This is a genomic window from Streptomyces sp. NPDC008092 (genome assembly GCF_042957285.1).
Taxonomy (GTDB): Bacteria; Actinomycetota; Actinomycetes; order Streptomycetales; family Streptomycetaceae; genus Streptomyces.
The window spans coordinates 371,592-390,194 of sequence record NZ_JBIBHY010000002.1 but is presented as its reverse complement, the minus strand read 5'-3'; the positions used below and the strand labels follow the sequence as shown (position 1 = coordinate 390,194).

The 18,603-nt window shown below is 71.0% G+C and carries 16 protein-coding genes and 2 pseudogenes; 10 read left to right on the top strand and 8 right to left on the bottom strand.

Annotated elements, in window-relative coordinates; translation table 11 throughout:
* The first annotated feature begins 14 nt into the window (after positions 1 to 14).
* Genes ACFZB3_RS06645 through ACFZB3_RS06620 form a run of 6 tightly spaced genes read left to right on the top strand, consistent with a single transcriptional unit; the run spans position 15 to position 6,660 of the window.
* Positions 15 to 1,598: a FadD3 family acyl-CoA ligase gene (locus ACFZB3_RS06645; RefSeq protein ID WP_391370700.1), complete on the top strand. Its 1,584-nt coding sequence runs from the start codon at positions 15 to 17 to the stop codon at positions 1,596 to 1,598.
* A 1-nt stretch (position 1,599) separates the two neighbouring features.
* Positions 1,600 to 2,784 carry a CoA transferase gene (locus ACFZB3_RS06640; RefSeq protein ID WP_391370697.1) on the top strand — a complete coding sequence of 395 codons (1,185 nt, stop codon included), beginning with the start codon at positions 1,600 to 1,602 and terminating at the stop codon, positions 2,782 to 2,784.
* Entirely contained in the window at positions 2,781 to 3,584 is an 804-nt protein-coding gene (locus ACFZB3_RS06635; RefSeq protein ID WP_391370694.1) for an enoyl-CoA hydratase-related protein, read from the top strand. Before ACFZB3_RS06640 ends, ACFZB3_RS06635 begins: the two co-directional genes overlap by 4 nt.
* Complete coding sequence (locus ACFZB3_RS06630; protein WP_391370691.1) at positions 3,581 to 4,717, top strand: acetyl-CoA C-acyltransferase; 1,137 nt, start codon at positions 3,581 to 3,583, stop codon at positions 4,715 to 4,717. Before ACFZB3_RS06635 ends, ACFZB3_RS06630 begins: the two co-directional genes overlap by 4 nt.
* A 14-nt stretch (positions 4,718 to 4,731) precedes the next feature.
* A complete protein-coding gene (locus tag ACFZB3_RS06625; RefSeq protein WP_391370688.1) occupies positions 4,732 to 5,880 on the top strand; it encodes an acyl-CoA dehydrogenase family protein in 1,149 nt (382 codons plus the stop codon).
* A 3-nt stretch (positions 5,881 to 5,883) separates the two neighbouring features.
* On the top strand, positions 5,884 to 6,660 hold the full coding sequence (locus ACFZB3_RS06620; RefSeq protein WP_391370685.1) for an SDR family oxidoreductase: 777 nt from the start codon (positions 5,884 to 5,886) through the stop codon (positions 6,658 to 6,660).
* Positions 6,661 to 6,671: 11 nt separating this feature from the next.
* Here the strand turns inward: ACFZB3_RS06620 and ACFZB3_RS06615 are convergent, their stop codons facing one another.
* From ACFZB3_RS06615 to ACFZB3_RS06595, 5 genes and pseudogenes are all read right to left on the bottom strand, one after another.
* Positions 6,672 to 7,937: an amidohydrolase family protein gene (locus ACFZB3_RS06615; protein ID WP_391370682.1), complete on the bottom strand. Its 1,266-nt coding sequence runs from the start codon at positions 7,935 to 7,937 to the stop codon at positions 6,672 to 6,674.
* Positions 7,931 to 8,248, bottom strand: a complete 318-nt coding sequence (locus ACFZB3_RS06610) for a hypothetical protein (RefSeq protein WP_391370679.1) — start codon at positions 8,246 to 8,248, stop codon at positions 7,931 to 7,933. The genes ACFZB3_RS06615 and ACFZB3_RS06610 overlap by 7 nt, the downstream gene beginning before the upstream one ends.
* Positions 8,249 to 8,636: 388 nt before the next feature.
* The gene (locus ACFZB3_RS06605) at positions 8,637 to 9,404 is read right to left on the bottom strand and encodes a hypothetical protein (protein WP_391370677.1); all 768 of its coding nucleotides are present in this window, start codon (positions 9,402 to 9,404) and stop codon (positions 8,637 to 8,639) included.
* Positions 9,405 to 10,519: 1,115 nt separating this feature from the next.
* Positions 10,520 to 10,741: pseudogene (locus ACFZB3_RS06600) on the bottom strand (IS5/IS1182 family transposase); the annotation flags it as partial.
* Positions 10,742 to 10,852: 111 nt separating this feature from the next.
* Positions 10,853 to 11,446 carry a TetR family transcriptional regulator gene (locus ACFZB3_RS06595; RefSeq protein ID WP_391370674.1) on the bottom strand — a complete coding sequence of 198 codons (594 nt, stop codon included), beginning with the start codon at positions 11,444 to 11,446 and terminating at the stop codon, positions 10,853 to 10,855.
* Between the two features lie 121 nt (positions 11,447 to 11,567).
* On the opposite strand from ACFZB3_RS06595, the gene ACFZB3_RS06590 reads away from it, so the two are divergent.
* Both ACFZB3_RS06590 and ACFZB3_RS06585 read left to right on the top strand, forming a co-directional pair.
* Positions 11,568 to 12,521 (top strand): alcohol dehydrogenase catalytic domain-containing protein, encoded by a 954-nt coding sequence (locus tag ACFZB3_RS06590; protein WP_391370671.1) that lies wholly within the window; start codon positions 11,568 to 11,570, stop codon positions 12,519 to 12,521.
* 91 nt (positions 12,522 to 12,612) lie between these two features.
* A protein-coding gene (locus tag ACFZB3_RS06585; protein ID WP_391370669.1) for an IS5 family transposase occupies positions 12,613 to 13,382 on the top strand; the annotation gives its coding sequence in 2 pieces (ribosomal slippage) (positions 12,613 to 12,970 and positions 12,970 to 13,382; 771 coding nt in all).
* A gap of 77 nt (positions 13,383 to 13,459) precedes the next feature.
* Here the strand turns inward: ACFZB3_RS06585 and ACFZB3_RS06580 are convergent.
* Positions 13,460 to 13,996: a GNAT family N-acetyltransferase gene (locus tag ACFZB3_RS06580; protein ID WP_391370666.1), complete on the bottom strand. Its 537-nt coding sequence runs from the start codon at positions 13,994 to 13,996 to the stop codon at positions 13,460 to 13,462.
* Positions 13,997 to 14,228: 232 nt separating this feature from the next.
* Here ACFZB3_RS06580 and ACFZB3_RS06575 point away from each other — a divergent pair, with 232 nt between their 5' ends.
* Positions 14,229 to 15,215, top strand: a complete 987-nt coding sequence (locus ACFZB3_RS06575; protein WP_391370663.1) for an RICIN domain-containing protein — start codon at positions 14,229 to 14,231, stop codon at positions 15,213 to 15,215.
* Between the two features lie 232 nt (positions 15,216 to 15,447).
* On the opposite strand, the pseudogene ACFZB3_RS06570 reads toward ACFZB3_RS06575, so the two are convergent.
* A pseudogene (locus tag ACFZB3_RS06570) lies at positions 15,448 to 16,172 on the bottom strand (SAM-dependent methyltransferase).
* A gap of 219 nt (positions 16,173 to 16,391) precedes the next feature.
* Positions 16,392 to 17,864 carry an aldehyde dehydrogenase family protein gene (locus ACFZB3_RS06565; protein ID WP_391370660.1) on the bottom strand — a complete coding sequence of 491 codons (1,473 nt, stop codon included), beginning with the start codon at positions 17,862 to 17,864 and terminating at the stop codon, positions 16,392 to 16,394.
* 193 nt (positions 17,865 to 18,057) lie between these two features.
* Between ACFZB3_RS06565 and ACFZB3_RS06560 the strand changes: the two genes are divergently transcribed.
* On the top strand, positions 18,058 to 18,546 hold the full coding sequence (locus ACFZB3_RS06560) for a TetR family transcriptional regulator (protein ID WP_391372055.1): 489 nt from the start codon (positions 18,058 to 18,060) through the stop codon (positions 18,544 to 18,546).
* The last annotated feature ends 57 nt before the right edge of the window (positions 18,547 to 18,603 follow it).

The following is an 18,603-nucleotide window of genomic DNA, read 5'->3' as shown; positions in this document are numbered from 1 at the left end:
AACGGAGTCCGCCGATGCGACACGACCAGGAGTTCCGCAGCATCCCGAACGTGATCAGGATCGCCGCCCGACGGTTCGGCGACGCCCCGGCGATCGTCGACGGTGCGGTGCGGCTGACCTTCCGTGAGCTGGAGGAGCGGATGGTCCAGGCGGTGCGCGGCGCGCTCGCGCTGGGCATCGGGCCAGGGGACCGGGTGGGCCTGTGTGCGCCGAACTCCGCGGAGTGGATCGTCGCGGCGCTGGGCATCCAGGGCGCGGGAGGTGTCGTCGTCCCCCTCAACACCCGTTTCAGGGCACAGGAGATCTCCTACATCCTGCGCAAGTCGCATGCCAGGGCGCTCTTCGCGGCCGCTTCCTTCCTCGGCCACGACTACATCGGCGAGTTGCGACGGGCCGACCCCGGGCTGCCCGCACTGGCCACCGCCGTCTCCCTCCTCGGGCCGGCCGCGGAGGCCACCCTGGACTGGCGGGACTTCCTCGACGCGGGAGCGGGGACGGCGCCCTCGGCCGTATACGCCTCGATCGACCGGATCGCCCCGGACGTCCTGTCCGACGTGATGTTCACCTCCGGCACCACCGGCCACCCCAAGGGCGTGCAGCTGACGCACGGGCAGTCCCTGCGGGCGTACGGCTGGATGTCGACGGAGTACACCTTCGCCGCCTCCGACACGTTCCTGGTCATCCCGCCCTTCTTCCACTGCTTCGGCTACAAGGCGGGCTGGCTCGCCTCCCTGATGCACGGGGTCACGGTGATCCCCATGGCCGTCTTCGACCCGGAACGGGCGCTGCGGCTCATCGCCGACGAACGGGTGAGCATCCTCCTCGGCCCGCCCACCATCTTCCACGACCTCCTCAACCACCCCGACCGGTCCGCGTACGACCTGTCCTCGCTGCGGGTGTCCATGACGGGCGGCACCACGGTCCCCGAGGCCCTGATCCGCGCCATGAAGAAGGAGCTGACCTTCGACATCGTGCTGAGCGCCTACGGGCTGACCGAGTCGAGCGCGCTGGTGACCAGCACCCGCGTCGGCGACCCGGAGGAGACGGTGGCCCGCACCACCGGCCGGGCCGTACCCGACGTCGAGGTCCGCATCGCCGCCGACAACGGCCGGGACGCCGCTCCGGGCGAGGACGGGGAGATCCTGGTGCGCGGCTACAACGTCACCCGCGGCTACTGGGACGACCCCGGGGCCACCGCCGCCGCGATCGACCCCGAGGGCTGGCTGCACACCGGGGACATCGGCCGCCTCGATCCGGACGGCAACCTGTCCGTCGTCGACCGCAAGAAGGAGATGTTCATCGTCGGCGGCTTCAACGCCTACCCCGCGGAGATCGAGAAACTGCTGCTCGGCTGTACGGCGATCGCGCAGGTCGCGGTGGTCGGCGTCCCCGACGAGCGGCTCGGCGAGGTCGGGTGCGCCTTCGTCGTGCCGAAGCCGGGGGCGGACCCGACCGAGCGCGAGATCATCGCCTGGGCCAGGGAGCACATGGCCAACTTCAAGGTCCCCCGCCGGGTTCGATTCGTGGACGGACTCCCGCGCAACGCGAGCCAGAAGATCCTCAAGCACGAACTGCGCGCCCGGCTCGGGGAGTTCTGAGATGGGCGGACCGCTGACCGGCGTCACGGTCGTGACCCTGGAGCAGGCCGTGTCGGCCCCCATGTGCACCCGCACGCTCGGCGACCTCGGCGCCCGGGTCATCAAGGTGGAGAACCCTGCGGGCGGGGACTTCGCCCGCCACTACGACGACGTGGTGGGCGGGTTGGCGGCCCACTTCGTGTGGGCGAACCGGGGCAAGGAGTCGGTGGCGCTGAACCTCAAGTCGGAGGCCGGCCTCGCGATCCTGCACCGGCTGCTGGACCGCGCCGACGTACTCGTCTCCAACCTCGCCCCCGGCACCACGGCCAGGCTCGGGCTCTCCCCCGCCGACCTGGAGGTACGGCACCCCGCGCTGATCCCCGTGGAGATCGACGGGTACGGCCCCGGCGGCCCGCTCTCCCACAAGCGCGCCTACGACATGCTGGTCCAGGCGGAGTCGGGTGCCTGCTCGGTGACGGGCCGCCCCGGCGCCCCGGCGAAGCCAGGCCCGCCCGTGGCCGACGTGTGCACCGGGCTGTACGCGGCGCTGTCGGTCCTGGCGCTGCTGTACGGCAAGGGCCGGGGCGGTCCGCCGTCGTCCGTGGCGGTCAGCATGTTCGACACCATGGCCGAGCTGATGGGGTATCCGCTCACGTACACCCTGCACTCGGGGATCGAGCAGCAGCCGCTAGGCATGGGCTCGCCCGCCGTCGCGCCGTACGGCGCCTACCCCACCGGCGACGGGCAGACCGTCGTCCTGGGCACCACCAACGACGCCGAATGGCAGCGGCTGGCGCGGGAGTTGATCGGCAGGCCGGACCTGGCGGACGACGAGCGGTTCCGGACGAACGCCGGCCGGGTCGAGCACCGTGCGCCGCTCGACGAGGCGATCGGCGCCTGGTGCGGGCGCCACGACCTGGCGTACGTCCAAGCCCGCGCGGACGCCGCCGGAATCGGCAACGCCCGCTACAACACGGCGAAGGACGTCCTCGCCCACGAACAGCTCACCGCCCGTGACCGCTGGCGGAAGATCGGCACACCCTCCGGGCCGGTGCCCGCGCTGCTGCCGCCGCCGGTGATCGCCGGGTACGACCCGCCGATGGGGGCGGTCCCCTCCCTGGGCGAGCACACCGACGCCGTGCTGGCCGAACTGGGCTTCGGGGCAAGGGACATCGCCGCCCTGCGCGAGCAGGGAGCGGTGCGGTGACCGTGCTGTTGACGGACGACGCGTCCGACGGCGTACGGACGCTGACACTGAACCGGCCCGACCGCAGGAACGCCCTCGACGCCGAGCTGTGGGAGGCGCTGGCGGCGGCCCTGCGGGCGGCCGGAGCCGACCGGTCCGTTCGGGCCCTGGTCCTCACCGGGGCGGGCGGCGCGTTCTGCTCCGGTGCCGACATCTCCCGGCCGGTGACCGACCGGCATCCGCTGCACCGGATGCGGACGCTCACCGAAGTGACCCTGCTGCTGCACGAGTTGCCGTTCCCGACCATCGCCAAGGTGACCGGCGTGGCGGTGGGCGCGGGCTGGAACCTGGCGCTCGGCTGCGACCTGGTGGTGGCCACGCCCGAGGCGCGGTTCTCGCAGATCTTCGCGCGGCGCGGTCTGTCACTCGACTGCGGCGGCTCGTGGCTGCTGCCGAGGCTCGTCGGACTCCAGCAGGCCAAGCGGCTCGCCCTGCTGGCGGAGACGATCGACGCCGAGCAGGCGCGGGCGCTGAACCTGGTGACCTGGGTCGTGGCCGCCGACGAGGTGGACGCCTTCGTCGACGGCCTGACGGCGCGCCTGGCGTCCGGCGCGCCGGTCGCGCTCGCGCAGACCAAGGCGCTGCTCGACGAGGGCGCCGACCGCACCCTGCGGGACGCGCTGGCGAACGAGGCGCGGGCGCAGGCCGTCAACTTCGCCACCGCGGACGTGTGGGAGGCGTACGCCGCGTTCGCGGGCGGACGAGAGCCGCTGTTCACCGGCCGCTGGGTGGTGCCGAGACGAACGGAGAACGACACATGACGCGGGAAGCGGTGATCGCGGCGGCGGTCCGTACGGCTGTCGGCAGACGGCACGGCGGGCTGGCCGGCGTCCATCCGGCCGACCTGTCCGGGGCGGTGCTGACGGCGCTCGCCGAACGGTCCGGGGTCGATCCGGCGGTGGTCGACGACGTGATCTGGGGGTGCGTGTCCCAGGTCGGCGACCAGTCGAGCAACATCGGCCGCTACGCCGTGCTGGCGGCCGGGTGGCCCGAGAGCATCCCGGGGACGACGGTCAACCGGGCGTGCGGGTCGGGTCAGCAGGCGCTGGAGTTCGCCGTCCAGGCGGTGCTGTCGGGGCAGCAGGACGTGGTCGTGGCAGGCGGCGTCGAGGTCATGAGCCGGGTGCCGCTGGGCTCGGCGAAGGCGGGCGGCATGCCGTACGGACCCCAAGTCCGCGCCCGCTACCGGGACTTCTCCTTCGACCAGGGCCTCTCGGCGGAGCTGATCGCACAGAAGTGGGGCTTCACCCGGGAACGGCTCGACACGTACGCCGCGCTGTCGCACGAGCGGGCGGCGGCCGCGCAGGACGGCGGGGCCTTCGACGGGCAGATCGTGCCCGTGGCGGGGGTCGCGGCGGACGAGGGCGTCCGGCGCGGCACCAGCGTGGAGACGTTGGCGAGGCTCAGGCCCTCCTTCCGGGAGGACGGTGTCCTGCACGCCGGGAACGCCTCGCAGATCTCCGACGGCGCGGCGGCGCTGCTGATCACCACGCCGGAGCGGGCCCGCGTGCTGGGCCTGACCCCGCTCGTGCGGTTCCGGGCGGGCGCGGTCGTCGGCTCCGACCCGGTGCTGATGCTGACCGGACCCGTTCCGGCGACGGAGAAGGTGCTGCGGAGAGCCGGAGTGGCGTTGGCGGAGGTCGGGGTCTTCGAGGTGAACGAGGCGTTCGCGCCCGTCCCGCTGGCCTGGCTCGCCGGGACCGGCGCGGATCCCGAGCGCCTCAACCCGCTCGGCGGCGCGATCGCGCTCGGCCATCCGCTCGGCGCGTCGGGTGCGGTGCTGATGACGCGGATGGTCCATCACATGCGCGCCCAGGGGATCCGCTACGGCCTGCTGACCATGTGCGAGGGCGGCGGCACGGCCAATGCCACCCTCGTCGAACTCGCCGCGTGACGGGGGCGGTCGGCATGCGGCGGGATGTCTTCACCGACGACCACGAGGCGTTCCGGGGACTGGTGCGGGAGGTCGTGGCGAAGGAGGTGGTGCCGCACTACGGCGAGTGGGAGAAGGCGGGCAGGATCCCGCGCGGCTTCTTCGCGACCCTCGGCTCGCTGGGCCTGCTGGGCACGGCGATCCCGGAGCAGTACGGCGGCAGCGGGCTGCCCGACTACCGCTACAACGTCGTCCTCCAGGAGGAGGCCGCCCGCGCCTTGGTCACCCTGGGCACCGTGCGCACCCAACTCGACGTCGTGCTGCCGTACTTCCTCGCCTACGCGAACGAGGAGCAGCGCGAGCGCTGGTTCCCCGGCCTGGCGTCCGGGCGCCTGCTGACCGCGATCGCGATGACCGAGCCGGGCACCGGCTCCGACCTCGCCGGCATCCGCACGACCGCCGTACGCGACGGCGACACCTACGTCCTCAACGGCGCCAAGACCTTCATCACCGGCGGGCTGCTGGCCGATCTGGTGATCGTGGTGGCGCGTACGGCGACCGTCCCGGACGACCGGCGGGCAGGGCTGACACTGCTCGTCGTGGCGGACGGCACGCCCGGGTTCACCCGCGGCCGGGTCCTGGACAAGATGGGCATCAAGGTGCAGGACACGGTCGAGCTGGCCTTCGACGACGTACGGGTGCCGGTGGCCGACCGGCTCGGCGAGGAGGGCGCCGCCTTCGCCTACCTGGGCCACAACCTCCCGCAGGAGCGGATGACGGTCGCGGTCGGCTCGGTGGCCCAGGCCCGGGCGGCGCTGGACACCACGATCGCCTACGTCAGGGAACGCAGGGTGTTCGGCTCGCCGGTCGCCGCCTTCCAGAACACCAAGTTCGAACTGGCCGCCGTCGCCGCCGAGGTCGAGGCGGCGCAGGCCCTGCTGGACCGGGCGGTCCTGGACCTCGTGGACGGCCGGCTCTCCGGCGCGGACGCGGCGAAGGTCAAGCTGTTCTGCACCGAGATGCAGGCCCGGGCCGTGGACCGATGCCTTCAACTCTTCGGCGGATACGGCTACATGCTGGAGTATCCGATCGCCCGGCTGTACGCGGACGCCCGCATCACGCGGATCTATGCGGGGACGAGTGAGGTCATGAAGGTCATCATCGCCAAGTCACTGGGGTTGTGAGCCATGTCCGTGGAGGACTTCACCCACCGGCCCGGAACCGCGTTCGTCGCGGGCGGCACCGGCGGCATCGGCGCGGCGGTCGTACGGACGCTGGCGGAACACGGCAGCGACGTCACGTTCACCTACCGGGCCAACCACGAGGCGGCGGGTGCCCTGGTGGACGAGGTCGAGACACTCGGCCGGCAGGTCCGTTCGCTGCGGGTCGACCTGACCGACGAGACGGCGGCCGCGCGGGCGGTCACCGAGGCAGCCGAGACGTCCGGCGGCCTGCACACCCTCGTGTACGCCGCCGGACCCCACGTTCCCATGACCCATCTGAGCCGGGTCACGCCCGCCCGGTACCGCGCCCAACTGGAGGCCGACGCCGTGGCGTTCTTCAACCTCGTCCATCCGGCACTGCCCTTGCTGCGGGCGAGCAGAGGCAGCGTCGTCGCCGTCACCACGGTCGCGACCCGCCGCTACCCGGTCCGGGACGGGCTGTCCTCGGGAACGAAGGGCGCGGTCGAGGCCGTCGCCCGCGCCCTGGCCGCCGAGGAGGGCCGGTACGGGGTCCGGGTCAACTGCGTGGCTCCCGGCATGCTCGACGACGGAATCGCGGCCCGGCTGATCGCGACGGGAGAACTCGACGAGGACGCCCTCGCGATCACCCGGCGCAACATTCCCCTGCGCCGGTTCGGGCAGGCCCGGGACATCGCGGAGGCGGTCTGCTTCCTCGCCTCGGACCGGGCCGCGTTCGTCACCGGACAGGCGCTGGGGGTGGACGGCGGGTACAGCGTCTGACGGGACGTGCTTCAAGGAGTGACCGCCCGGCCGCCGACGTAGGTGGCCCGGACGACACCGGCGGACAGCGCGTCCAGCGCCTCGCGCAGAGGCGCATGAAGCAGGCACAGGTCGGCCGGGCCCCCGACCTTCAACCGCCGTGGCCGGGAGGGCCGTTCGGGTGCGCCGAGGAAGAGCCGCAGGGCAGCCCGCGGCGTCACCGCTTCCCCGTCCTCCCGTGCGACGGCCGCCCGCATCACCGCCCACGGGTCGGGGGTGCCGTACGGTGCGTCGGTCCCGGCGGCCAGGGGGATGCCGGCCTCGGCCAGGCTGCGGCAGCGGTAGAGGTGGGGCCGGTCGTCCGGGGCGACATCGGTGGCGTACTCACGGCCTCGCTCGACGGGAAAGTGCGGCTGCCTCACCACGGTCACACGGAGCCGCCGCAGCCACGGCAGGACATCGCCCGGGATCACCGCCCCGTGCTCGACGCGGTCTCCGCCGACCGGTCCGGCCTGCTCCAGGGCGAGCAGGGTCACGAGCAACTGCACTCGGGTGACACAGTGCACGGCGACCGGGCGGGGCCGCAGTCCGGCGACGGTGGCCGCGAGGCCGGCGGGCGTGGGCAGACTCAGGTCGTCGAGCATGATCTTGACCGGTGCCGTCCGGTCCGCTCCCATGACGACCACCCGCTGCGGCAGCGCCGCGAGGGCGCGCCCGAGTCCGGGCGCCGGGCGCGGATCGGCGTTGGTGAACCCCGTGACGCCGCACCGTGCCGCACGGAGCCCCAGTCCGGCCAGGTCCAGCCGGACCGCCGGAACAAGGCGGCGCAGCCGCTCGTCCGACCGCCACAGCCGGCCGTCACGGTCCTCGCCGTCGTCCAGGCCGGCCGACCGCAGCGCAACGCTGTTCAGGAACCACATGGCACCGCTGCGGTGCTGCACCCGTACCGGCCGGTCGGGCACGATCGCGTCCAGCGCCCACCGGTCGAGTTCCCCGGCCACGCTCTCGTGGTAGCCGACGGCCCGCACCCACTCCCCCGCCGGGCCCTCGCGCAGCTCCGCCGCGAGTCCGGCCCGGCCCTGTACGTCGCGGGGCCCGACCCGCACGGAAGCGGCGGCCGCCGCCAGCGCGGTGAGGTGCACGTGGTGGTCGTGCAACCCCGGCAACAGCGCCCCGCCGCGGCCGTCCACGTCCGCCGACCCGCCGAGGCGACGCCCGATCTCCGCGATCCGGCCGTCGGCCCCGACCCGTACGTCCACCAGGCCGCGCCCCTCGACCTCCACCGCCCTGATCAGCACGACGTTGCCGGGCGCGGCGGGAGGGCGTTGGCAGGGGCGGCGCACAACCCGGTGACGGGATCCGCCGACGTGTCGACGAGGAGCCCGGACCGTCCGGAGCGTCCGGAGCGTGCGGACAGTGCAGGCTGGGCGGCCTCGTCGTCCGGCCGGGCCGGGTTGATCGCCACCCAGCCGTCCGCCGCGGTCATGAGGTGGCGGCAGCCACCCGCCGGCACCTTCCCGGCCCGGTCCGACGAAGCCGGCCGGGCGCGGCGGAACACGACGTCCGGCGGATCGGCAGGAACGCCCGTACGGCGGGTGATGTCGTCCACGGCCTCGAACAGGGGGCCTGGGCAGGGTCCGGCGTCGGCCGCCCGTTGCTCGAGAGCCGCGTTCTCCATGAAGCGAACAACGCATACGCGGATCACCGTTTCCTACCGGCCTGCCGACAGGGGCGGTGAATTTCCTGACGGCCCGTCCTGCCTGTGCTTCGGTCCGCCTGCTTACGGGGCGCGCGGCGGAGACGGTGGTGGGGCGGGTCTGGGCGGAGTTGCGCGTGCGGTGGCAGGCCGGTCGAGCCCGCGGGCCTGGCTCCTCCGGCATGTGTGGGTCGCCGGGTTTGCCCGCCGGCCCGGGCCGGCGGGCGGGTGTCGGGACATGTCGCGCCTGCAGGGGCGCGTCTTCCGGCCCTGGCACCTGACGGGCGGTGCCCTGCAGTGCCTAGCTTGAGCGGAGCCAGCTGACGCTGAAGCTGTTGTCCAGGTTGCTGCCGCCGAGTGCGCTGATGCTGTTCAGGGGAGTGCCCGCGCTGTTGGTAATGGCTGGTATCTGGGTCAGGTCGAAGGAGGACCCGATGCCGCCCAGAGCCACCGCGCTGAAGTTGACCGTGGTGAACTTCGTCAGCGGCGTGAGGCCGTCCGTGGGTATCGAGGCGACGACCTCGGTGCTGGCCGGCGTACCGGTCAACGGGATAACGGCAGCATCGGACCAGCCCGCGGTGTTGTCGACGACCACGAAGGTGCAATAGCCGCCGAGGTAGGCGACCCTCCCCGTCATCGAGTCGCCCGTGTTGATCGCGCCCCCGAAGGTGATCTTCGAGGTAAGGGAGGTGCCGTACCAGGCGTAGTTCACATGGGTGGCCCCCGAGCAGTCGGCGTCGGTGCCGGCCCGTTCGACCGGGCCTCCTGAGGAGTTGCCCACGCCGGCCCAGAAGCTGGCGACCGTGTTCGTTTCGGCGCCGCAGCCGATCGGCGGCTGCACCCAGTTGGCGCTGGCGCCCCACCCGTAATAGTTGGGTCCCCATCCCCATATGAAGGGGGTTCTGGGGGGATTGAGGGCGGTGTACCCGGACCAGAAGTTACCGCCGGCGGGGTCATCGAGCGGCGCGGCCGTGCCGGCCTCGGCAGCCTCCGCGCTGCCGGACGCCCACAGCGCGGGCACGGCGGCGAGGGCGAGGGCAGCGAGGCAGATGCGCAGGCGTCTCAACATGTCTGAGCTCCTTGGGATTTGGGATTTGGGAGGTGCGAGAGGGCGGTTCATAATTTTTTGGAGTGGTTCCGTCGTCGCCTGATGGTGTCGGCACGGGCGGAATTCGTGGGTCCGCAGTCGGTGGTCTGCCGGTGTGGCGGGGTGGGCGAACGTAAGCCTTACGCGGGCGACTTATTGGACGAAAATTCAGCCTCGCCCCGATACGGCCATGAAACTGGCATAAACTCACGAACCTCCCTCTCGTGAGTCCGGTCTCCTCGGCTCCTCGGGTCAGCGCGCAGTGGACGGTGTGGCTCTGGATGAGCCCGTCACGGAAGGCGGAGGTGTCCGCGCCGTGCTGCGCCCGGTTGGTATCGGAGTCGGCGAACCCCTCGCGGACGCCGTCCGGGGTGATGAAGGCCGCGTCAGGGCCGTAGTTGGCGACGATCCCGTCGAGGTCCTCGGCGAGAGCGCCTTGCTGTGGTTCTGGAGGATCCCCTGTGGGGTTCGGGAGCCCCGGTCATTCACGGCCGGCCCCTTGATGTACTCAATGAGGTGGGGTGGCTGCTTGACCCCGTACAGCAGAACATGGGGACGGACAGGGACACCAGGAAGAAGCACGGGACGGACTACCGGAAGATCTACCGGAACAAACCAGGAGCGCGGGCCGGAGAGAGGCCCGCCGGTCCGCCCGGGACTACGGCATGGCGCATGCCCGCGCGTAGCCGCCACCAGGGTGAGGAAATGCCCTTCCCCTCAACCGCATGGGACGGAGAATGCAGTCGTGAAGGGGACAGCCGCCGATTTCATCGCCCGCGCAGCCCAACCCCCAGCCGCGATGACCCTGACGGAATCCCTTGCCGCGGCCCTCGATCGCCCGGCACCGCGATCTGTCCTACGTGTGTCCACCGACGCTGCAGGCAGCACGATCAGTGGACTGGCACCGGTTCTCGTCCCGCCGCCCACGCCGCACTTCACGCCCCGCCCGCGCCGCGGCCAGGGGCAGGGACGCTGAACGGAACCTCAGGACACCAGCGCGGGCTCGCCTCACGGCGACACCCGCCGCCCCCTTCCTTCCGCATGAGAGTCCTCGCCCTGCACGCCCTCCCGCACTACCGGGAGTCTTACTGATCATTTCAGAATGAGGTGCGGAGTCGTCGCAAGCAGATGATGCTGCAGGCGAGTTGGAGCAGGCCGTCGTGGAGGTCGGAGCGTATGGGTTCGTAGCTGTTGAACTGGTGAAGCCGGGCAAAGGTGCGCTCGACGACCCAGCGGGTCCTGCCCAGGCCGGAGCCGTGGGCGGTGGCCTTGCGGGTGATCTTCGGTGTGATGCCCCGGTCTCGGAGGCGACGGCCGTAATACCGGCCCATCAAACCACCCCAGAAGCGAATATCCCTGTGCGCTCCTCAGCACCCACACATGCCGATTGGCCTCGGCCGGCACGCAAGCACAGCAGATCAACCCCGCCCTCACGGTATGGCTTGTCGACGTGCGCGGAGAAGCCGTGCGCTGCTCTCGGGGGATGTGCTGTCGTCCGCTGCCAGCCCGATCAGGAGGAGTTCGACGAGTCGCTGAAGGTCTGTGGCGGAGTGCGCCAGACGGAACGAGGCAATGGCGCCGAGGCATACGCGTACGTCCTCCACTGTGACGTCCGGACGCACTGCACCCGCCTCGCGGGCGCGGTCTACGAGCTGCTCCATTGCCCGTGCCTGTTCGCGGCGGTCGACAGCGAAGGCTGCCGCCGCCGGGTGGGAACCGAACAGAGCCTCATTCAGCCCGCGGTCCTGCAACCGGTGCTCCGCGAAGCTGTGTATGGCGCCGCTGAGCGCGCGCCAGGGATCGGGCTCGTCCAGAGATGCCTGCATGTCCCCACGGCATTCCGCGACATGCTCAGCGAGCGCCGCCGTGACGAGGTCGGTACGTGCAGGGAAGTGCCGATGGATCGTGGCAATGCCCAGACCGGCACGGCGGGCGATCTCCCGCATCGGCAGGTCGAGCCCTTCGCCGGCGAAGGCGGCGCGGGCGACGGCGATGATACGGCGACGGTTGAGCTCCGCGTCCATGCGTGGTTTCCGAGTCACTTCGATCTCCGCGATTCTCACTTCGGCCTGATACGGAACACCTGCTCCAGATCCATGTCTACCGTAAGGCAGCGCCCGGAAATTCCGGGCCGGAGAGGTGATCATGCAAGCAGTACAGTTCGACCGTTTCGGTTCTCCCGACGTACTCGGCGTCCGCTCCGCGCCCGAGCCGCACGCAGGCCCGGGCGAGGTGCGCATCGCGGTCCGCACCAGCGCGGTGTCGCCGGTCGACCTCGCGCTGCGGGCCGGTGAATCACCCTCACGCGACAGCCTTGCCCTGCCCCACATCCCTGGCGTGGACGCGGCCGGCGTGATCGACGAGGTCGGCGAAGGCGTCGAAGGCTTTGCCATCGGGGACGAAGTGTTCGGCGCCGTCGATGTCGCCCGACGGGGCGGGGCGAGCGCGCAGTTCGCCGTCCTGGCGTTCTGGGCGGTGAAGCCGGCCGCTTTGTCCTGGGAGGAGGCAGGTGCCGCCGGGACGAGCGTGGAAACGGCTACCCGTGCTCTGGACCTGCTCGGCGTGCGCGAGGAGACGGACACGACATTGCTGATCGACGGCGCGACGGGTGGTGTCGGGAGCATCGCCGTGCAACTGGCCGTGGCTCGCGGAGCCCGTGTCGTCGGAACCGGCCGCCCCAGCAGCGAAGAATTCCTCTCCGGTCTCGGCGCGACCCCCCTGCCCTACGGGCCTGGCCTGCCCCAGCGGGTTCGCTCGCTGGGCATCTCACGCATCGACCGCGCGCTCGACGTGGCCGGAGCCGGCTCGCTCGATGAACTCATCAGTCTCACCAACGGACCTCAGTCGGTAGTCACCCTGGCGGATTTCACCGGCCCCAGCCGTGAGGTGCGCCTCTCCCTTGGCCAGTTCGGTGGCCAGCCCGACGGGCGCCACGGACTCGCTGTCGCCGCAGATCTCGCCGAAAAGGGACTGTTCCACGTACCGGTCCAGGCGGTCTTCCCTGCCAGCCGGGCCGCCGAAGCACACGCGGCGGCGGGGACAGGCCCCCGCCGCGGGAAGACCGTCATCGATCTCACGATACTCACGCCTGGCCTCTGACGTTGGTCAGGCGGGACCAACCGCCGTAATTCCCGCTAGCAAAGATCCCGGTCGACATGGGCATTGCGCTCGTAGACCTCGGTCGGCCAGTGTGTCCGGGGCGCGTGCTGATCTTTTTCCTGACGACCTGTGGGAGCGGGTTTCTCCGCTGCTGCCGCCCACTCCCGAGCGACGCCACCGCTACCCCGGACGGTTGCGTGTTGCGGACCGCGCTGCACTCGCCGGCATCCTGTACGTGCTGCGGACCGGTGTCGCCTGGCGCGATGTTCCCGCGGAGACGGTGGGCTGCTCTGGGGTGACGGCCTGGCGTCGGCTGCGGGACTGGACCGAGGCCGGTGTATGGCCTCGTCTGCACGCCGCCCTGCTCAGCGAGTTGCGCCGCAACGACCTCTTGGACCTGGACGACTGCGCCGTGGACGGCTCGCACGTCCGGGCCCTCAAAGGCGGGATCACGTCGGCCCCCCGCCCGTCGACCGGGCCCGCCCCGGCTCGAAACACCATGTGATCGTCGACCGTCACGGGACCCCGCTCGCCGTCACGCTCACCGGCGGCAACCGGCATGACGTCACCCGGCTTCTGCCGCTCCTGGACGCGGTCCCACCGATCCGGGGCCTGCGGGGACGCCCCCGCCGCAAGCCGCGGCGCCTGTACGCCGACCGGGGCTACGACTTCGACAAGTACCGCCGCCTGCTGTGGAAACGCGGCGTCAAGCCGTTGATCGGCCGCCGCGGTGTCGCCCACGGCTCAGGACCGGGCAAGGTGCGTTGGGTGGTCGAGCGCGCCTTCGCCTGGTTGCACCAGTTCAAGCGACTCCGCATCCGCTACGAGCGACGCGCTGATCTCCACATGGGCCTGCTCTAGCTGACCTGCGGCCCCATCTGCCTCCGCCGCCTGCGAACCTCATTCTGAATCGAGGGAACAGCGGATCCGCGTTGGGCTCAGGCGTTGTGTTCTGCAACGAGCATGGTCTTCCCCTGGCTCGTGTGCCGGCGCAGGACAGTGCCGGGCATGGTAGGGAACGCGCCTGTCCGGATCTTCGCGAAGGCCGGATACGTGCCGGCAGCACGGGCCGTCTCCCCGGCCTCCCTCAGCAGCGCGCTGGCGATGCCCCGGCCACGCCAGGGCTCGGCGACGGCCAGGAATTCGATCTCGACCAGGCTCCGGACCAGACGACCACGGTGTCTGCGATGCGAGCGGTCAGGCAGCCGCCGTGCCCGTAGGGCAACGGCACCTGCCCGCCGTGGCGGTCGATGGCCCGGGCCAGAAGTGCCGCGCCGCCGCGCCTGGCGTGGGGATGAACTCCTGGACGGCGAGGGCGCCCAGCGCCACTGCCGCAGGACCCTCGCCGGGTGCTGCGAGTCTGATCGTGACAGTGCTGACGGGCTGCTCAGGCACGGAGGCCACCCCAGGGAACTTCCAGACTTCCGCCTGATCCCCGAGGCCAAGCGGACAGCCGAGCAGGCCCGGTCACGCACACCCTGTCCGAGTCCTTAGTATCTCAGTGCTGCGCGACGCCACGGTGGTGACCGCCCGAAGTCGCTGCCGCCGTGCGTAAAGGGCCGCTTCGCACCCAGGCGGCGGCCGAGCGAGCTGTCACTCAACCATCTCCCCCTCCGAAAGGCCTCCGACGTGTCCCTGTTAGTCACCTGCCGTCGTCTTGGGCATGTCCTGCGCTGCCTGGTGGCAGCCGCCCTGAGCGTCAGTACCGTGATCGTGGCCGCGGCGTCCGCGCACGCCGTCTCGATCACCCTCGTCCTCACCGCCGGCGGCGGGTCGCTGTGCGGGTACGGCGACCCAAACCCTCAGCCCTTCCTGCTGGTCACTCCAGTCACCACCTTGCCCGCGAACTGCCAGTGGTTGCTGAAACCGGTGGGAGACAACTACTACCTGTACAACACCGGCCTCGATAAATACCTCACGCTGCTCGGCAACCCTGCCAAGGGCGTCGGCTTCACTCTCAAACCACAGCTCTCCGGTGCCTCCGCGGTCAACCTGCAGCTGTTCAACTTCAGCAGCCAGACCAACAGCGGCGGCGTGGCGATACGCCCGGCCACCAACCTCGATCTCAACATCAACATGGACGGCAACGACTCCGGCGCCAGAGGTCTCATGCTCACCACGTGGGATCAGGATCGGCGGTCCATGAGCTGGCAGTTCACCATGATGGACCCGGCCGCGACGGCACCCACGGCCACATTGGCCAAGGCACCGTTCACCGTCGGGACCTATGGGTTGCTGGTGGACCAGTCCGCACGGCCGACCGCCGGCTCTCCCCAACCCGGCATGGCGCTCTGTGCCGACACGGGTGACAGCAATGTGCAGCTGCAAGTGCTCAGCCCGGCCCTCAACCTGTACTGCCTGTGGCAGCAGGGCAAGCCGGACGGAACCCCGTCGAACATGACCTACCTGTACAACCCCGCCACCGGCAAGGTTCTCGACATCAACGGCAGCGGCCCGTTGAAAGACCCCACCCCCGTCAACCTGCAGCCGTTCTACACCAACCCGCTGCAGACCTACGAGTGGTGGAACCCGACAACCACCGACGCCGGCTACACGGCGTTCCGCCCTTCCGGGAACAGCGACCTCAACCTCAACGGCTACACCGCGGCACCCGTGCAGCCCGCCGCGGTCACCTCCTGGAGCACCGGCTCTACCCAGCCCCAGATGAGCTGGACTTTCATCCCCGTCCGCTAGAGATCTTCAACAGCTGGGGTTACGGCGACCGGAAGTCAAGGCCGGTCTTCGCGGTGAGGCCGTCGAGGCTGCGCCTGGCGAGGTTGGCAAGCGCTCTCTCCAGATGTGACCACCCATCATCGACCGGATGGAACTCGGGTGCCCCGGCCACAACGATCGGGCCGCCGAGCTGCTAGTACGTGGCATCGAGCAGGCGGGCGTCATCGGTCTCGGTGAAACTCTTGCGCCGCCCTCACGGGGGCGGTATCTGCCGGAAGCCGGCACCCAGCAACGTTGCTGAGGCCTCAACGCCCGTAAATTTTGCGGCCCTTGAGGGTCGGGCTACCGTCGCCCGCTGCCGGCAGGGCATCTGGCGTTTCTGCCGTGTCAGTCCAGGCGGAGCCGCGTGGGAGCGTCGCGCGTCGCCGGTGCAGTGCGTCAGGCTCAGCGCCACCGGCTTGCCGAAATCGACGGTCGCGATTGCCCTGATGGCCGCCAGCAGTTCGTCGGGCTGGGTCCCGTCGGCCTCGACGTAGCAGGTCCTGCCCTCGGGGGCACCGTCGAGGAGTGCGTCGGCATAGACCAGGACGACTGGACGATCTGGCGGAGGTTGGGCGCGGTGGGGATTCCGGCGCCCACATCGAAAAACTGCCGGACCCCCTGGCGCGCCAGATGGTGCGCGACCCGGTGCATGGAGCCGCGGTTCACCCGGGCCCCTACCTCGATGGACGGGAAGACCTGGATGACGGCCTGCGCCGCCTCGCCCGCCCACAGAACAAGGCTTCCCGTCACCCCACCCGGGCTCCCCTCCGACCTCGCCCTCTTCCAGCCGGCCTCGCACCCGCGCAGCCAACACCCTGGACTTCCTCGCTCCGACGTGCAGTTCCTTGCGTAGCGTCTCCGCCGAGGCCGACCGCTGATGCAGCTCCCGATGCTCAGGATCGAGCTTTCTCGCTCGCGCCAGGAGCGGATCCTCATCCAGTTCCGCCCCGCCCGGCTCCGCCCGATCTCGGTCGAAGCACCGCTCCGTCCCGTCCAGACGACGACCACCCGTCCGGTGGACCAGGAGTTCCACGGACAGCAACGAGGCCACAGGCGGCCAGCCGGCCACCAGCGCCGACCGGCATTCCAGCTGCGGGGCCGCGGCTACTACTGGCGGGGCGTGAAAATGCCTGCCCAGGTCAGCACCGGTCCAGGTCAGACCCCTGAGGCCGGCAGCGTCACCGACTTGTACTCGGTGTACTGGGCAAGCCCCGCCATGCCGTACTCGCGGCCGATGCCGCTGGCCTTGTGGCCGCCGAACGGGCCGTCGAAGGAGATGGGTGCGCCATTCACGGTGACCGTGCCGGTGCGCAGGCGGCGGGCCACTTCGAGGGCGTGGGTCTCGTCGGCGGACCACACGCCGCCCGAGAGGCCGTACTCGGAGTCGTTGGCGATGCGTACCGCGTGGTCCTCGTCGTCGTAGGGGATGACCACGAGGACGGGGCCGAAGATCTCCTCCTGGGCGATCCGGAAGGAGTTGTCGACGTCGGCGAAGACGGTGGGGGTGACGTAGTTGCCGTTCTCCAGGCCCGGCGGGACCTGGGGGCCGCCGGTGACGAGCCGGGCGCCCTCCCTGATGCCGAGTTCGATGTAGTCGCGCACGCGCTGCTGCTGGTCCCGGCGGACCATCGGGCCGATGAAGGTGTCGGGGTCCGCCGGGTCGCCGACCTTGAGCGACTCCACGAGGTCCTTGAGGGCGGTGACGACCTCTTCGTACCGGCTGCGCGGCGCGAGGACGCGGGTCTGTGCGATGCAGGACTCGCCGTTGTTGAGGAGCGAGGCGAACTTCAGTCCCGGCACCGCCCGGCCGAGATCCGTGTCCGGCAGGATGATCGCGGCGGACTTGCCGCCCAGCTCCAGGCTGACCCGCTTCAGCTGCTCGCCCGCGATGGCGGCGATCCTGCGGCCGGCCAGGGTCGAGCCGGTGAACGCGATCTTGTCGATGTCGCGGTGCGAGACGAGGTACTCGCTGGTCTGCCGGTCGGCGGGCAGGACGCTGATCACGCCTTCGGGCAGCCCGGCCCGGTCCAGCAGGTCCGCGAGCAGCCCCATGCTCAGCGAGTTCTCCGGGGACACCTTCAGGACGACGGTGTTGCCGGCCAGCAGCGCGGGGACGATCTTCGCCATGGCGGCCGAGAACGGGGAGTTCCAGGGGATGACCGCGGCCACGACGCCGACGGGCTCGCGGCGCACCACCGTCCGGACCGCCGGGGCGGATTCCGGAGCGGATTCCGATGCGGATTCCGGCGTCTCCTCCCAGCCGAACGCCTCCGCCGCCCGGAGGTAGGCCTCGGCCTGGCGGGTGAGCCCCGGCTGTCCCGCCCTGGTGAACCAACGGGCGGAGCCGTTCTCGGCCGAGACGAGGTCGGCGATCCGCTCGGCGTCGGCCTCCCGCAGGGCGTTCAGCCGCCGTATGGCGGCGATCCGCTCCGCCGGTGCCGTCCGCGGCCAGGGACCCTCGTCGAAGGCGGCCCGGGCGGCTGCCACGGCGCGGTCGACGTCGGCGGGCCGGGCCTGGGCGGCACGGCCGATGACGGCCTGGTCGTGCGGCGAGCGGATGTCGAGGAGTTCCGGGTCGCTGGGCGCCGCCCACGAGCCCGCGATGTAGAGACAGTCGTAAGTGATCATGTGGCCTCTCCTGAGGATCCGGATCCGAACGGACCGGCTCTGTTATATGTCACTTCAATGTAGCACTTCCATGAGTGTAAGCCTCATCTGTGCGCCAGAAGGTGCGGCAGGTTCCACACCTCCGGATATGCTCTGGCGCGTGAGAGCCGACGCAGCACGCAACCTGGAAGCCGTTCTGACCACCGGGGCCCGGATGCTCGCCGTCGATCCGGGCGCGACCATCGCCGCGATCGCCGCCGAGGCCGGTGTCGACCGGCGGACCGTCTACCGGCGGTTCGCGTCCCGCGAGGAGCTGCTGGCCGCCATCTACGAGGCGCGGTACGACGCGGTCGAGCGGGCCGTCGAGCACGCCAGGCTGCGGGAGGCCCCGGTCGCCGTGGCGCTGCACCGGTACGTCGAGGAGATCATCGGCGTCAATCGCAAGTGGCCGGTGGAGCTCACCCGGCTGCGGGCCGACGACGCGATCCGGGAGCGGCGCGACGCCCTGGTCCGGGAGGTGGACGACTTCCTGCGGCGGGCCACCGAGGAGGGGCTGCTCCGCGCCGACCTGCCGCCCGGCTGGGCGAGTTCGCTGCTGCCGCAGCTCATGCATCTGGCGTCGCGGGAGCTGCCCGAGCTCAACCCGGCCCAGGCCGCCGACACGGTCGTCGACAGCTTTCTCCGGGGGCTGGGGACGCGGTGATCGTCGCGGGGGTTGTGGCCGGCCCGTGCGTCTGATTGGGTACCGCGCGACAGAACA